This is a genomic window from Clostridium akagii DSM 12554, from assembly GCF_000686725.1.
GTDB classification, from domain to species: domain Bacteria; phylum Bacillota; class Clostridia; order Clostridiales; family Clostridiaceae; genus Clostridium_I; species Clostridium_I akagii.
In genome coordinates, this window is the sequence record NZ_JMLK01000043.1 from 1 (window position 1) to 14,484 (window position 14,484).

The 14,484-nt window shown below is 26.3% G+C and carries 26 protein-coding genes; all 26 read right to left on the minus strand.

Annotation, left to right across the window (positions count from 1 at the left end):
* Nucleotides 1-170: 170 nt before the first annotated feature.
* Nucleotides 171-1,019: a hypothetical protein gene (locus BR66_RS0115090; RefSeq protein WP_026883646.1), complete on the minus strand. Its 849-nt coding sequence runs from the start codon at nucleotides 1,017-1,019 to the stop codon at nucleotides 171-173.
* A gap of 49 nt (nucleotides 1,020-1,068) precedes the next feature.
* Nucleotides 1,069-1,614, minus strand: a complete 546-nt coding sequence (locus BR66_RS0115095; protein WP_026883647.1) for a hypothetical protein — start codon at nucleotides 1,612-1,614, stop codon at nucleotides 1,069-1,071.
* A 12-nt stretch (nucleotides 1,615-1,626) separates the two neighbouring features.
* Nucleotides 1,627-3,699 carry a type IA DNA topoisomerase gene (locus tag BR66_RS0115100; RefSeq protein ID WP_026883648.1) on the minus strand — a complete coding sequence of 691 codons (2,073 nt, stop codon included), beginning with the start codon at nucleotides 3,697-3,699 and terminating at the stop codon, nucleotides 1,627-1,629.
* 2 nt (nucleotides 3,700-3,701) lie between these two features.
* Nucleotides 3,702-3,974 (minus strand): hypothetical protein, encoded by a 273-nt coding sequence (locus BR66_RS0115105; RefSeq protein WP_026883649.1) that lies wholly within the window; start codon nucleotides 3,972-3,974, stop codon nucleotides 3,702-3,704.
* A 96-nt stretch (nucleotides 3,975-4,070) separates the two neighbouring features.
* On the minus strand, nucleotides 4,071-4,544 hold the full coding sequence (locus BR66_RS0115110) for a hypothetical protein (RefSeq protein ID WP_026883650.1): 474 nt from the start codon (nucleotides 4,542-4,544) through the stop codon (nucleotides 4,071-4,073).
* Nucleotides 4,545-4,669: 125 nt separating this feature from the next.
* Nucleotides 4,670-4,915, minus strand: a complete 246-nt coding sequence (locus BR66_RS0115115) for a hypothetical protein (RefSeq protein WP_026883651.1) — start codon at nucleotides 4,913-4,915, stop codon at nucleotides 4,670-4,672.
* A 71-nt stretch (nucleotides 4,916-4,986) separates the two neighbouring features.
* Nucleotides 4,987-5,613, minus strand: a complete 627-nt coding sequence (locus BR66_RS0115120; protein ID WP_026883652.1) for a phospholipase D-like domain-containing protein — start codon at nucleotides 5,611-5,613, stop codon at nucleotides 4,987-4,989.
* 50 nt (nucleotides 5,614-5,663) lie between these two features.
* On the minus strand, nucleotides 5,664-5,999 hold the full coding sequence (locus BR66_RS0115125; RefSeq protein WP_026883653.1) for a hypothetical protein: 336 nt from the start codon (nucleotides 5,997-5,999) through the stop codon (nucleotides 5,664-5,666).
* A 95-nt stretch (nucleotides 6,000-6,094) separates the two neighbouring features.
* Nucleotides 6,095-6,361, minus strand: a complete 267-nt coding sequence (locus tag BR66_RS0115130) for a hypothetical protein (RefSeq protein WP_026883654.1) — start codon at nucleotides 6,359-6,361, stop codon at nucleotides 6,095-6,097.
* Between the two features lie 92 nt (nucleotides 6,362-6,453).
* A complete protein-coding gene (locus BR66_RS0115135) occupies nucleotides 6,454-6,651 on the minus strand; it encodes a hypothetical protein (RefSeq protein WP_026883655.1) in 198 nt (65 codons plus the stop codon).
* A 77-nt stretch (nucleotides 6,652-6,728) separates the two neighbouring features.
* The gene (locus tag BR66_RS0115140; protein ID WP_026883656.1) at nucleotides 6,729-6,953 is read right to left on the minus strand and encodes a hypothetical protein; all 225 of its coding nucleotides are present in this window, start codon (nucleotides 6,951-6,953) and stop codon (nucleotides 6,729-6,731) included.
* A 52-nt stretch (nucleotides 6,954-7,005) separates the two neighbouring features.
* Nucleotides 7,006-7,230, minus strand: coding sequence for a hypothetical protein (locus BR66_RS0115145; protein WP_026883657.1), 225 nt, complete (start codon nucleotides 7,228-7,230; stop codon nucleotides 7,006-7,008).
* A gap of 84 nt (nucleotides 7,231-7,314) precedes the next feature.
* Nucleotides 7,315-7,842 (minus strand): hypothetical protein, encoded by a 528-nt coding sequence (locus tag BR66_RS0115150; protein WP_026883658.1) that lies wholly within the window; start codon nucleotides 7,840-7,842, stop codon nucleotides 7,315-7,317.
* A gap of 149 nt (nucleotides 7,843-7,991) precedes the next feature.
* Nucleotides 7,992-8,255 carry a hypothetical protein gene (locus tag BR66_RS0115155; RefSeq protein WP_026883659.1) on the minus strand — a complete coding sequence of 88 codons (264 nt, stop codon included), beginning with the start codon at nucleotides 8,253-8,255 and terminating at the stop codon, nucleotides 7,992-7,994.
* Nucleotides 8,256-8,330: 75 nt separating this feature from the next.
* Entirely contained in the window at nucleotides 8,331-8,879 is a 549-nt protein-coding gene (locus BR66_RS0115160) for a hypothetical protein (protein ID WP_026883660.1), read from the minus strand.
* 88 nt (nucleotides 8,880-8,967) lie between these two features.
* Nucleotides 8,968-9,327 carry a hypothetical protein gene (locus BR66_RS0115165; RefSeq protein ID WP_026883661.1) on the minus strand — a complete coding sequence of 120 codons (360 nt, stop codon included), beginning with the start codon at nucleotides 9,325-9,327 and terminating at the stop codon, nucleotides 8,968-8,970.
* Between the two features lie 343 nt (nucleotides 9,328-9,670).
* Nucleotides 9,671-10,537 carry a DNA cytosine methyltransferase gene (locus BR66_RS0115175; RefSeq protein WP_026883663.1) on the minus strand — a complete coding sequence of 289 codons (867 nt, stop codon included), beginning with the start codon at nucleotides 10,535-10,537 and terminating at the stop codon, nucleotides 9,671-9,673.
* Between the two features lie 75 nt (nucleotides 10,538-10,612).
* Complete coding sequence (locus tag BR66_RS0115180) at nucleotides 10,613-10,957, minus strand: hypothetical protein (protein WP_026883664.1); 345 nt, start codon at nucleotides 10,955-10,957, stop codon at nucleotides 10,613-10,615.
* 57 nt (nucleotides 10,958-11,014) lie between these two features.
* A complete protein-coding gene (locus BR66_RS25760; RefSeq protein WP_156946302.1) occupies nucleotides 11,015-11,164 on the minus strand; it encodes a hypothetical protein in 150 nt (49 codons plus the stop codon).
* A gap of 71 nt (nucleotides 11,165-11,235) precedes the next feature.
* Nucleotides 11,236-11,433: a hypothetical protein gene (locus BR66_RS0115190; protein WP_026883665.1), complete on the minus strand. Its 198-nt coding sequence runs from the start codon at nucleotides 11,431-11,433 to the stop codon at nucleotides 11,236-11,238.
* Between the two features lie 73 nt (nucleotides 11,434-11,506).
* Complete coding sequence (locus BR66_RS0115195; RefSeq protein WP_026883666.1) at nucleotides 11,507-11,698, minus strand: hypothetical protein; 192 nt, start codon at nucleotides 11,696-11,698, stop codon at nucleotides 11,507-11,509.
* A 58-nt stretch (nucleotides 11,699-11,756) separates the two neighbouring features.
* On the minus strand, nucleotides 11,757-12,473 hold the full coding sequence (locus BR66_RS24035) for a hypothetical protein (protein ID WP_035796411.1): 717 nt from the start codon (nucleotides 12,471-12,473) through the stop codon (nucleotides 11,757-11,759).
* A 134-nt stretch (nucleotides 12,474-12,607) separates the two neighbouring features.
* Complete coding sequence (locus BR66_RS0115205) at nucleotides 12,608-12,904, minus strand: hypothetical protein (RefSeq protein ID WP_026883667.1); 297 nt, start codon at nucleotides 12,902-12,904, stop codon at nucleotides 12,608-12,610.
* Between the two features lie 61 nt (nucleotides 12,905-12,965).
* Nucleotides 12,966-13,241, minus strand: coding sequence for a hypothetical protein (locus BR66_RS0115210; RefSeq protein WP_026883668.1), 276 nt, complete (start codon nucleotides 13,239-13,241; stop codon nucleotides 12,966-12,968).
* A gap of 16 nt (nucleotides 13,242-13,257) precedes the next feature.
* A complete protein-coding gene (locus BR66_RS0115215) occupies nucleotides 13,258-13,506 on the minus strand; it encodes a hypothetical protein (RefSeq protein ID WP_026883669.1) in 249 nt (82 codons plus the stop codon).
* Between the two features lie 103 nt (nucleotides 13,507-13,609).
* Nucleotides 13,610-14,484, minus strand: an 875-nt coding sequence (locus BR66_RS24040; RefSeq protein ID WP_035796412.1) for a hypothetical protein, incomplete at its 5' end; no start/stop codon positions are given.

Sequence of the window (14,484 nt, forward strand, 5' to 3'; positions counted from 1 at the left end):
TTTCTATTATTACTTATCAATAAGTTAGACAATAATAGAAATGAGGAAAATAGACCTACACTTGGCAACAAAATCATAATAAAATTTTTCTTATTCATTTAAACTCCTCCTATTAACCTATTAGGTCGTAATCATTTTTCATATTTTGCAAACCTTATTACAAAACTCAACTATTTATGTATTAATTTTTTACTTACAAGTTGAATTTTTACACCTTTTGATTGTAAACTACTAATTTTATCTAATTCTTTATCTTTATTTTTAGCAAGTATTTTCTTTGTCCAACTATTTTTCTTTATTTTATAACCATTCCATAAATATCCGTTTTCTTTCAGAAAATCTTTACATTCATAAGAATTTAAAACGCAAATATAATAAACAGCTTCTATATCAATTTCATTTCCTTCAACAATCTTCACATTGTTCATGTCAATTATTTCTGATAAAAATAATGTTTCTGCTTCTTGTTCTGTTTTATTTATATCTTTAATCCAACATTGCTCTTCACCTGAATATTTATATTCTCTTTCTTTTAAACAATCTTTTATTGAAAAACAATTAGTTATTTTAAATGTAACTATAGCCTGTTTATAATCAATATTTCTAATCTCCCAAGATTCTATATCTCCAAAATACTTAATAAGTCTTTCTTTATCCTTGCTGTCATTAGCTGTCAATATATCATTAGTAGTAATAATTCCCATGCCCATAGCTGTAATTAACATATTATGCATAACCTCATAGAATGCCTTTGTATGGTCACTAGCGTGCCTTAAACAATGGTCTATGTGATGTGAGGCTTCATGTATTGTCGTTGATACAATATGTCCTGTAGGTCTTGATAAATTAAATACTTCGATTTTTTTTGATTGGCTGTAATACCTTCCATGTATAGATTTCATTTCTTTAGGTATCACATCTAAATAAAATTTTTTGAACTTATTATCAGGATATTCTGATTCAGGATATGCATTATTAATAATATCTTTTAATGTATTAAACAATTTAAAACTCAACATTATAATTCACCCTTTCATTTCTATTATTTTTATATATAAAATTTTATAATCATATTACTTTACTAGCTACTCGTAATGCTCTATTTTCATCAATAAAGGACTTCCAGTTATCTTTAGATAGTACTTCTTTAATTCTATTTTCTTGCTCTTTTATGGCAAAAATGCCGAATCTGTTTAATATATTATCTTGAACTTTCATGTTTTTATATCTTAAGAACGCCGACATAGATTGATGTTTCTTATTATCTATTTTTAAGTTTGTATGTATTAATGCAGAAAATGGAATTTTATTTTCTATTTCGCTATTTAATAGCTTTATATCCACTAGCTCAAACTCATTAGCAATACCATCCTTTACATAGGCTAATGCTTTGTTAATTGACATTTTCACCCCTGCTTCTATTTCTGCTATATCAGTATCATATTGTGGTACTATAGCTCCGTATACAAGTTTAAGTATTAATTCATTTTCATTAGGTGAAATTTCTTTTATATCTTCACCTTTTTTTAAATTTTTCAATTCATACAGTTCACTAGCATCAATTATCCTTGAAATATTTTTTTCTTTATTTATTTCTATAATCGCATATTGCATAAAATCGCTCTCCTAATTTTTATATTCTATCTTAACTTTTTTATCTTTTAATAGTAATTTAAATTTGCATCCTGCTCCTTTTATAATTTTTGTAGTAGCATCTTTTATAAAATCTTCTATGTCTGTTTCTTTAATTTTTCCGCCTAGAATAATATCGCTTATTGTATTTTTACAACCTTCTTTCCAATTGGAACATCCATAAAAGCCTTTTTTATGTGATATATAACCTTTATTACAAAAAGGACATATACCTAAATTCTTAATCACTGTTTTTGGGATTACTTCACCATCTGAAACTTTAATTTTAGAAATACTATTATTAGTAAAATCTATAATTGATTTAATAAATTCTTCCCTGGAATATTTACCTTCTTCTATTTGCTTTAATTTATATTCAAGCTTTCCTGTAAAATCTAAATCCATAATTTCTCTAATTGGAAATACTTCTATAAGCTTTATACCAATATCAGTTATATTTAAACTTTTACCTTTTTTAATTACATATCCAACATCTTGAATCTTCTTAATAACTTCTGCTCTTGTAGCTTGTGTGCCAATTTGAAATCCACTTAAAACATTATTAACATCTTCTTCTGTATTTTTATTACATGTTTCCATAGCTTTTAATAAGCTCTTCTCTGTATGTTTGGAAGGTGCTCTTGTAAATTTAGATAATACCTCTATATTTTCTATATTAGCAATATCTCCATCATTAACGAATGGTAAAAGCTGTTGCTCTACTTGGTGTTCGTTGTCTTCATTTTCATCATATAAAATTAACCAACCTTTATCCTTGATCGTCTTACCTTTGGAAATAAACTTATATTGTTCCACATTTGTAATAAACTCTGTATTTTCGTATATAACAGGTGGCATAAATTGTGATATGAAACGGTATTTTATTTCATTGTAAATAATAGTTTCATCTTCATTTAAATTACTTGCTATAATATATGTTGGCGTAATTGCAGGATGGCTTTCCACCTTGCTTTTATCAAATACGGTCTTGTTTTCATTAAATATAACTAACTTTTCATAAGTCTGTCCTTGAACTAATTTAGTTAAAGTGTTCTTTGTTTCTGAAATTTGCGTTTCATTTAAAACTCTACTTGGTGTTCGTGGATATGTAATATATGTTTTTTCATAAAGGCTTTGGGCAACTTTTAGTACTTTATCAGAAGTCCAATCTTTGTACTTATTTGTGATATATCCTTGAAGCTCTGAAAGATTAAAAAGCTGTTGTGCTGATTTTTTACTTTCATCTATTTTTTTTGATTCTACAATCCCTTTTGAATTCTTTATTAAATTTGCAATATTTTTAATATCTGCGTTATTATCAAATTTAGTGTTGTTATCCTTATCTAAATATAACCCCAGGTAACATCCATTATTAGATTTGAAATTGCAAACTAATTGAAAATATTCTTTTGGCTTGAATTTTTTTATTTCAATATCCCTATCGTATATAATCTTTAATGTCGGCATTATTACTCTACCAATATTGAGTATGTTTCCATTTCCATATTTTATGGATGCCAGGACAGTAAAATTTATACCTATTATCCAATCAATTGTTTGTCTACATAACCCTGCTTCTTGCAAAGGAATCATTTTAATATTATCTATTAGATTATTCATACCATCCTTTACATCATTAGGTGTATGCGAAGAAATCCAAAGACGTTTTATAGGTTTATTTGTACCTGTAGCTTTAATGATGGTGAAAGCAATAATTTCACCTTCTCTATCTCCGTCAGTTGCGTTTATAATTGTATTTATATCTTTTCTATTTGATAATTTGTTTATTATTTCAAATTGGTCTTTTGTTCCCTTATTTAACTTCATATCCTTACTTTCTTTTAACTTGAATTGAAATTGTCCAGGAATAAAAGGATAATTTTCTAAATTCCACTTAGCTCTATTTGAATCATAATCCTTTACATCTTTTAACGTGAATAAGTGTCCAAATGCAAATGTAACTATATATCCATTACCCTCAAAATATCCATTACACCTATTAGTAGCTCCAAGGGCTTTAGCTATATGTAGTGCTACATTAGGTTTTTCTGCCAAAATTAAATCCATAATTATATCATCCCTTGATTTTTATTAAATTCTTTTGATGTTTTTTCATATAATTCAATTAATTTATTGTATTTTCTAGTGAAATTAACATTCTGAATATAGTCTAATGCGTAATTTTTATTTAATGATATTAATAGTGTATGTGCCTTATTTATATCTTCTTTAGCTATATTAAAATTTTCATGTTTATTAGTGTTTAAAAGCCTTTTAGCTTCTTTCAAAAGTTTAGAAAAATTGTTTATATAGTCAACTTTATTAGGTGTAATTTTTTTCATAAAATAGCCCTCCTTAATCTTTTATTTTATTGTAACACATATTGTAACACCTATCAACGAAAAAAAATAAAGTGTTCGCTTTGAACACTTTATTTTTTATTGCCTGCCTATTTCTAAAGTTATAAAATCATTTGTATTAATAATATTATTATAAGAATCTTCCTTTAGTAAAAATTTCATATAAGGCTTATACGTTATTTTTTTTACTATAATATATTGATTTTTTTTAACTTTAACTGGCTTTGTTTCATTTGTATTAAATGATTCATATTCTTTTTCATTACTTATGAAGTCAATAGCACCTTCTTTCTGTGGAAGTGGTTCTACAGCATCTAATTCCATCCTCTCCGTTTGATAAGTTTTACCTATTGTGTATGGATAAAATAAGATTAATAGTATAAATCCCAAAAATATAATACCATCTAATATTATCGCCACTTTAAACCATTTCACTTTCTTTCTGTATAATATGAGTACTATAAAAATTGCAATAAGAACACCTAATACTATGCCAACCGTCAAAAAATTAAAATCAGTTAGATTATATAAAATTCTGTAAATGTTATTCATAAATTACTCCCTTATCTTATGTTTTGGTTTTATATTCTAAAGCTTGGACAATAAATTTTCCTATACCTCCTTATTATGTATATCGACAATTTATTATATCATAATGACAATTTATTATAATATATTTAAATGTTATTATCTTTATTTTTTTTCCCCATAAAAACTAAGAACATTATTACTAAAATAGCAAAAACCACATTTGAAAAATCCTTGCTTATGTAATATTCGAATAATGAATACACTACAAAAACTATTAAAAACGCTTTATACATTTTCTTTTTATTTATTTCCCGTTTACTATTTTTTTTAGATGTAAGATATACCAATCCCGAAGCAATTAAAAAGAATATACCAAACAATACATTAGTCATTTATTTATCTCCTTTTAATAAATGTGTTCCCTGGGGACACATTTATTATTTCTATATTATAGTAACGCTTATTAATAATTAGTGTAATTTGTATTATCATTCCACATGTTATTGAAGTTTTTATCATATCCTTGTGCTACATTACTATTTCTAATTATTATAAGGTTCTCATCATTAACATAAGTTGCGTTATTTGTATAATTAAAACTCCCAGTAGCTACAACACTTCCGTCAACAACTGTAAATTTATCATGTAATAGTCCACTATGAGTATTTATTTTTATAGGTATTTCTGCATTTTTTATTAATTGTAATTCCTCTCGTTGTGAAATTGCTTTAGCTTCTGTTCTATCAGTCATTAATCTTACTGTAACTGCTCTATTCTTGGCTTGAATAATAGCATTTACAATATCTTTCTTAGTTAAAGAATATATAGCTATATCTAATGTTTTTGTAGAACTATTAATAAGATTAATAAGTTGTATATCAGGATGTTCTTTTTCATTAGAAAAATAATAACTTACATTCCCACTAGAAACACTACTAATATTAGTTGAACCATTATTAGATGTTACTTGAACTTTTTGTATTTTTCCATTTTCTATTTTCTTATTTTGAGTTGTTATATTACCACAACCAGTAACAAAAATAACTGTAATTGTAATACTTGATATTAAACATATTAATTTTTTATTCATAATATAATATTTTCCTCCTCTTAGCGTGGGTGGCATGGTTTATGGCTGTATCAAAATTTAAATGTTTTTAATAACATTTCTAAATCTGCTCTTTTAATACAATTATGTTCTACTTTATTTAATAATTCTTGCAAGGTATTATAAATCCCTTCATACCTTGTTTGTTCTGCTTCATATCTAAAATTCGTAGCATTATCACTAATTCGATTCATAGTAGCTACTATAATAATTTTTAGCCTATCATAATCATAGTTAGATTCTTTCACAAGTTCTTTGTTTATAAACTTTACAATACCTTTTCGTCTTAAATCATTACTATATCTAAACATAATAATTATAATAGCAAGTGCAGCGATATATAGAATTATTATATCTATTTCATTCATAAAATCTCCCCTCCTTAAAATTATAATTAAATTGTAACACTTATTGTAACACATATCAATATGTAAAAAAAAGATGACCCTTGGGGACATCTCTATTAAAATTGATATATAGTTGCTTTATAGATAAAATCTATTTCAATATCGGTTTCTGACTTAGGTATTACCGTATTAGGCTGTAACTGTATTCCATTTATCGTACTTATACACTCTTCTAGCATAATATTATCAATCAAGCAATCTTCACCAACTAGGTCCTTATAACTTTTTATAACCTCATATTCAAAATCTTTGCCACTTTTAAATAAACTTTTATACCCAAAAACTCTATCCTTATTTTCATTCCAAATTAAATTGCTATTCATTATTTATCTCCTTTCAATATTTATATCTTTGTTTACATCCCTTATATCTGTTCTTCACATGTTCTTTGAAATATGACACTAAAATATCATTATTAAGTGTTTCTGATTACAACTATTGAATAGCTATTATCAAAATAAATCTTATCGAATTTAATAACCTCGTATTGACCTTGTTCACAATCAAATTTGTTTGAATGTCCTTCAAATATGCATTTTGCATTTGTACCTAACTCAATAATGCTAATCACTTTATTCTCAATAAACGCTATTAATAATTTCTTTAAATCCATATTCTATCCCTCCTACAGATATTTTTAAGATTCTACATCTCCTGGTTAATTTCACAAAATTACAAATTAGTATCAACTTATTTTTTTACCTCCACAATCAAACTACGTTTTCTATTGGGCATTTCAGTTTTAGGTGCAAGAGCATCCAGTGCCTGTGTTATTGTAAAGTTACCCATTCCACCGTTTTCTAAATTTATAAGAAAATTTAAAGTAGGATCGTTTCTTCCCAGTTGATTTACATACGCAATTTTATCATCTAAATTTGTGCCATCTTCTATTAATTCACTTAACTTTTTTGACATATACCTAAACCTCCAATATTATCAGTTCTATTATCATCATCTTTCATAATTATTATTTGTTTTTCTGTTCATAAACAGAATCAGCAAAACATTTTACAGTGCTATAAGCAAACCCTATAGCAAAAACAATTCCAACAAATAGAGCCATACCAATAAATATTGTCAGAAGAGTAGACTTACTTGCTTCTGACAAAAACAAGGCAATAGAAAAAAATATAACTGTTCCAATAAAAAATAGTATAGCATCACCTTTTAATTTTTTTGATTTATTATTCATTATTTAAACACACTCCTTTTTATTGATATTTTGTAATAAAGTTTGTTCAAAATATAATTTAAATGTGTCGTATGGAGTATAGCCCTAAAGTTTTAGTTTTTCAATTAACTTTAGTAATCCTTTTTTTGAACCGTCATTCTCCCACCATTCATTGAATATACCTATTGTAATGGGGTCATACGACTTATGAAATTTCTCTACAAGTTCTAAAACTTCCGTCAAATTTTCAAAACCACCTTGACCTAATCGCCCAATCAACTTCATATCAACAATACCATTAGATGAATTGTTCTTACTTTCAAACTCAAAGGGATTTATGCTTGTTCCATTTTTAGGGTCTAATACAATAATATTTTTGCCTGTTTTTCTGATAACATTTTCTAAAACATCTTTATTAAAGTTACTTCTCTTTTCTACTTCTCTTTTCAATTCTTGCATTTCTTTATTTAACGCAGTAACATCTACTCCAAATTTATCTTTTTTCTTTTCTAAAAGAATAATTCTATTCGAAATATCATCATTAGTCATCATTCTAAGTTGTTCTTCACAATAATAAGGGTATACCTTAGTGTTAATCTGCATATCTCTTCCAGTTAATATATATTTTTTCATACTCATTCCTCCATTCATATTGTAGTATTTATTGTTCATATTCTTTTAACTTCAAATTGTTGAAATTCTAGGCTAATACATCACTATAAAATTCACCTTTACCAGTTATAAAACCATATTGAGAATTATCGTTTACTCTGAAAATATCGCTACGTCAAATATATATATTCGGGTATATTCTCAAGTATATTTTCTCTATATACTTTCATCTTTTCATATCTTTTAATCAAATTACATTCATAATAGCTTAATTTATATACTTCATTCATGTTGCAACATATTTTTTCAATAATTTTTTTTGCCATTTCTTCATTATCTACATCTATTTTATATAAATCATTACATAAAAATTTCTTTTTCTTTCTTATGAATTTCTTTTCGATTTTATAAATATTTACAACAGCTATATACATAAATTTTAAATTCTCCTTCATCATTTTTTTCAGATATTGTAGCTCCTGATTAACTTCTTTGAAATGCGAACTTGATTATCTTACATAATTAAGAAATTCACTACCTCTTACGCAAAATTCTTTAACCATAGAACAAACTAATCTAAAAAACAATCCTTTAGAATTTCCTTGACTTTCAATTTTTTCTTTTGCTTCATCAAGTGTGCCATTGTCATTTAGAATTTTTATTATATCTAAACAAGCACCTAATTCCATACCACGATATAAGCCATTTAAGCTTATTGGAATTGTTTCATCCCAATATTTCCATTTATCTTCTGTTAATATTTTTCTGCCTTTACTCATCCAATCTTTTGATAGTTCAGGGATTGCTTGTTTATACGCTTGCTTTTCCTTATTTATTCTATCGCTCATTTCCTGTTGAGCATTATCAAATTCAGCTTTGGTCTTGCCAGTTATATCCTTATAAGCACTATCCAATGTTACTGTATCGGAATATAGCGTTGTTCCATTAAAACTGCCACATGCTAATATCCCCTTATCTTTGTAAGATAATAATTCCTTAACAGATTCCTTAATATCACAAAAACTTGTAAATTCAATTTTTTCATATCTCTTTTCCATTTCTAAATTCCTCCTAATTTTTGTTAGTTAATATTTTTTCAACACATGGAGCTACTCTTTGAATTGCGTCATAAAGATAATGTTGATATTATCTAAAATAGTCTGTTTCAATATACAAACATTTTATTTGATTCTTATGTATATAGTTTTCAACGTAATCAAAAAATCCCTGTATATGTTCTGTTCTATATATTACATCGTCTTTTTCTACATATTCTTGTATGATTTTTCCATTATCATTAAAACTTATTTTAGCTTTTAAAAAATGATTTAAAGTAATTAATTTCCCACCTTCAATATTTAAATCTTTATACCATATATCAAGTAGCCGTAAGATTATATAAACATCATCATTTTGCAAATAATATATTTCTTTAAGCTTATCATTGTATGAATCAACATCATTATCTAATTCAAACTTAGAAGCATAAACATACATACTGTGCATAATTGAATCTCCTTTTATTTTATTTCTTCTATGCTTTCTTTTGTATACCCATTATCTTATGAAATAGTAATGATACCAAAATGATGTAAAACAAATATGATTAAAATTGAGCTAATCCATAGTATATTAACGAATTTAGTCGTACTGGAAATAACGTGTAAAGCAGTGTCTTCATTTAACACATTAGAATCGAGTACTTTATGCATTTTAAAATTTATAAAATTTAAAGCTATGAGTAACCCTAAGCTATAAATAAAATTTACAATAGACATTTAAAGACCACCTTTCAATTTCGTAATAATTTCAGATTTAACAGCTCCTCGGTTGATTATTGCATTGCGTACTAACCAAAATATCTTAATGCCTGTTCCCCTACCCATTTACCCATAGGGACTGCTACAGCGTTACCTATTTGTTTATATACTTTGCTGTTTACCCCTGAAAACTTAAATTCATCAGGGAAACCTTGTAACCTAGCAAATTCGGTAGTGGTATATGGTCTTAAATTATTACCGTCTTGCACTAATCTAGTACTTCTATCAGTTCCATAATGAGCTACTGCACAAGGAGCTATATCATTAAAATCAGGGTTGCTGACTATAGGTTTATCTCTATAATTACCAATTAAATTTATACGGTTGTACACATATTGTGGGATAGCAACCTCTGCACCTTTTTGTATTATATCTTTAAGTCTTATAGGTTTACTTTCAGGGTATTTCAGATTATTAAAAGGTTTTCTAGTGCCTATTAGTATCAGCCTTTTTCTTTCCTGTGGAAGCCACATATTTGCATTGATAGGACATTCAACCCTAACATAGTAATCAGGTAACTTTGTAAGAGCTTCCATAACTATTCTGAATTTTCTCATTCCAGGAACATTCTCCACTATATACATTTCAGGCTTTGCTAGAGCTATATGTCTAAAGAAATGTAAGAATAAATCATCACCATTTCTAGTTCCATGTATGTCTGATGCTGTTGAATATTTAGTACAAGGGAAAGTTCCAACATATATATCTGCATCTTTTTGGTCTAGTACAGTAATCTTTGAAATATCTTCTTGGAGTACTTCATGCTTGAAATTACTTCTTAAAGTATTACAACAAGTTTCATCCATTTCATAACTCTGTAATATTTTAATACCTGCCTGTGTAAGTCCTAAATCCATTCCCCCAGCCCCTGAAAAGTAACTTTTTGCTGTTATCATTTAATTAACCCCTTTCATTCGTATTTATTTCAAAAGGTACAGCTCCTCTTTGTATAGCGAAATAGCTCAATAAATTTAGTCAAAATCCAACTTTATTGAATTCAATAATTTCATCTTTTTATAGACAGTGTTAATTAATTTAAAATCATCATTATTAAGAATAAATTTTTCATCAAACAGCTTTGCTCGTTTAAGATTCTGATTGATTCTATCCAATGATCCTAAATCAATAGCTTTCATTTCCCTTTTAAATCGTTCCTTCGTAGAAAACCATCTCAAATTACTTTGACACCAAAAATTATGGCAATATTCTTCACACGTAAGGTATAACCAGTAATCAATTTTTTTTATTAAAAATCTTATTTCATCTTCGCTTAATTCAAGGTTCTTCAACGGTAAATATTTATCTTTAAATAACATAAAATCCCCCTTAGTTCGTAATTATTTCAACTCATGAAAATACTCTTTATCTTATGTCTACTTAAACTTTTTTCGTTCGCTTCCATATGCAAACATTGCTATTTTATTTCTTAATTCATTTTGTAAAGCATCAACCGCTACTTCATTCTTACATTGGTTAAATAATTCTTTTATAACTTCATCAAATTTACTTTTATTATTATCCATAATTTATTTCTCCTACCTTTCTCATTGAATAGCGAAACTAATTCAATTTTGAGTCTCCCTATCTTTATTTTTTATTGATGATTCATAAAATATACAAGGAAAAAAGGAGATACCCCCAAAAACATGCCACCAAAAAGACTAAATAGCCCAAGAAGAATTTTATCTTTTATTGTACCTTCACCTGGTAATAATTTAAATGCCAATAATAATGTAAACACGATAATTACTATTGACATAAATTCTATATTATTTGAAATGAACTGTATCATTTAGCGTTCCTCCCATAATTCATAATATTTTCAAAATACCCATCTTATAGTCTTAATCTAATTACCTGGTATTTTATTGTTTTTTTAATATTTTTTCTATACCTTCAGGACTTAAGAGAGTAGGCATTCTCAACCCTAGTTTTTTATAGTCCTCGCCTTCAATCATATTTAAACTTTTTAATTTTAATCTATCTTGTAAAGTTCTAACTGGAATACCAGTTTCCCTCGCTACTTCCTGTAATGTCTTTATATCATTTAGTTTCATTTATTTACCTTCTTTTTTAAATTGGTAGTTTTAAAGGCTACCAACTTTTTTATTCTATTTATTTTACTAAAACTCTATAATGTAGACACTGTATATTATACCCACCTGCGAATATTGTTTTAATTTCTGCTTTTCCATTTTCTCCAATTACAAATCCATTTAGAGATAAATTTTCACCAATATATAATCCAGTAGCATCTGTTATCAATCCAACCTTTGCAGAGCATCTTGTATATAAATCTATTCTTTTTCTATCCACTTCATCATTAAGTATTTTCTTAATTTTGCTAACTTGTTCTTCTCCTCCAAACATATTCAAATATAGAATGTCCTGTGTAAATCTGTTATCTATTGCATTTTTTCTTTCTTTATATCCAAGGCTAGAAATGCTTAATTCAAATTTCTCTATTTCTAATAATTCGCTATTATAATATTTTTCTGCTTCAAATCTCCAATATTTCAAAAATTGTTCTACTGCTTCAACTTGCGGAATTGCTAAATCTCTTTTTTCTTCTATCTTTCTTTTTTCTGTGTATTCATTCAATTTTTTCTGTTCTTCTACTAAATCCATTTTGGCTCTTTCTATGTCCTTTACATGCCATTCATTTTCACCTTCTAAAAAATATGTTCCATCAGGATACTTGTTGTTTTCTTCTTTGCCACTTGCAATTTTCTGCTTTTTCTTTTCTATAAGTCCTTGAAGCCTTGCAATTTTTTTATTTATTTTTTCAATCCTTTTTACTGTTCCATCAATTCTAATCTGTGTAGATGTCATTTATGACCACCGCCTTAATTTATTTGTTAACTTACTATAATATCATTATACACCTACGTAGGTGTATAATCAATAGTTTATAAAAACTTTTAATTTATTTTTTTACTACACAAATATCTGAAAATCAGGAGGTACTAATTGTAATTTATCATACCAGTTTTATCTAAATATTCAATATCTCCTATGGTTTTACATTCCTTAAGTATTTCAGCTATTTTAAACTCTTTATAATCATAATAACGAAATTTTTTATTTACAACTTCATCATCATTGGTTAGAACTTCAAGCATCCAAACTGAATCATAAAAAGGTGTACAGCAAATTTTATTTACTATTTTTATTTTCTTAATAATCTTGCCTGTACCCTTTTTCATTTCCTTTTCATTCATAAACATATCAAATGCTCTGTCTAGTTCCTCAAAAATATCCACTTATAAATTCCTTCTTTCTTTTATTTCAGTTCCAATAATATAAAATAATGATAAACGATTTCTAATGTAATTCAAGAGATTTTTCATGACTAATAGGATTTATTATAGTATAAAATATTCCTGCTTTCACTATAATATAATGCATATATGTATCTGTATTTTTGCCGAATTTCTTTGAATAGTTATTTTTTAATATTTTAAACTTCTTATTTCTATGATTTATTGCTATAAAATAATTTTTTCTTTCTTTCTTAATAATAAATCTTGATAACTTCACATTATCGTTATTTATTGTATTTTTCATTTGTATTTTTTCTATACTATTTTCTATAATCATTCCAATTACCCCACTTTCATAAATAATTTCTTTTCCTCAATATATCTAAAGTAATATATACTAAAATAAAACTAAGAATGGAAATAACTCCATACTTCAAACTACTTTTTAAATCTAAAGTAATATTTGTTAAAATATATCCAATAATAGCAATTGACCCATATCTAAGAAAATCTTTTATATCCTTAGATATAAAAGTTTCATAGATACAACCTATGACTATTAATAAAAAAATACTGTTAACAATTATATTCATTTCATACATTAAAATCTCCCCCATTAAATTTTTTCTTTAATTGTAACACTATTTGTAACACAAATCAATGTATAAAAAAAGATGCCCCCTGGGGACACCTTTTATAATTAATTTAACGTTCTCTATCTTTATATTGTCTCAAGGCTGACATAATTTTAATTTGGTCTTTATCACTATATGTTAACTTGTAATTATTAAATTCCTCAAGCTCTATTTCTGTAATAAAATTGACTCCTCTTCTTTTAACATAATTCATTTGAGATTTAGATAAAACAATATCTTTCGTTTTATCCAAAGTCGCTGCAATCTCTTCTTTTGCTTGTCCATTTGGATAAATAATTTCTATCAAATTCTTTGTTCTGAAATCTTTAATAACTATTTTTTCTATATTAAATATATTTTGGTTTTTAACATAATAATCATCATTTTCTTTTCTCGAAATAAATGATACTGGATATAATATACCTGAATTTGATTTTAATAATAAATGTAATTTCTTTTTATCTACATTATCTACAAACATATAGTTTGCCTTAATATCTGTATTTTTAATATTACTTTTATCAAATTCTAAAAACTGACTATTTCTAATTAATTGATATGTAAATGGTAAACTTAAAATTCTGCTTTTATATAAATTGTATTGATTATTACCATTTTTATTAATTACACTTTGTAAATCTTTTATAGATATATTATCTTTCATTATATTTAGATAACCCTGAAAATTTTTCAAATTAACTATGTTATGTAAATAAATATTAGCGTTGTTTAAGTCTAAAAATTTATGTAATCCTATAAGATGTGCAAAATTGGATGGTGTTATATTCAATTGCAATTTAACTTTATTATCCAAACATATTTCATATATTCTATTGGCTATTTCTTTATTATAAAAATCTGCATATAATTTCAATGAAATTTGTTCTTCTTTTGGTGTTTCTTTTATATATTTTAATTCTTCTAAATTTAACACTTTACCCCCCC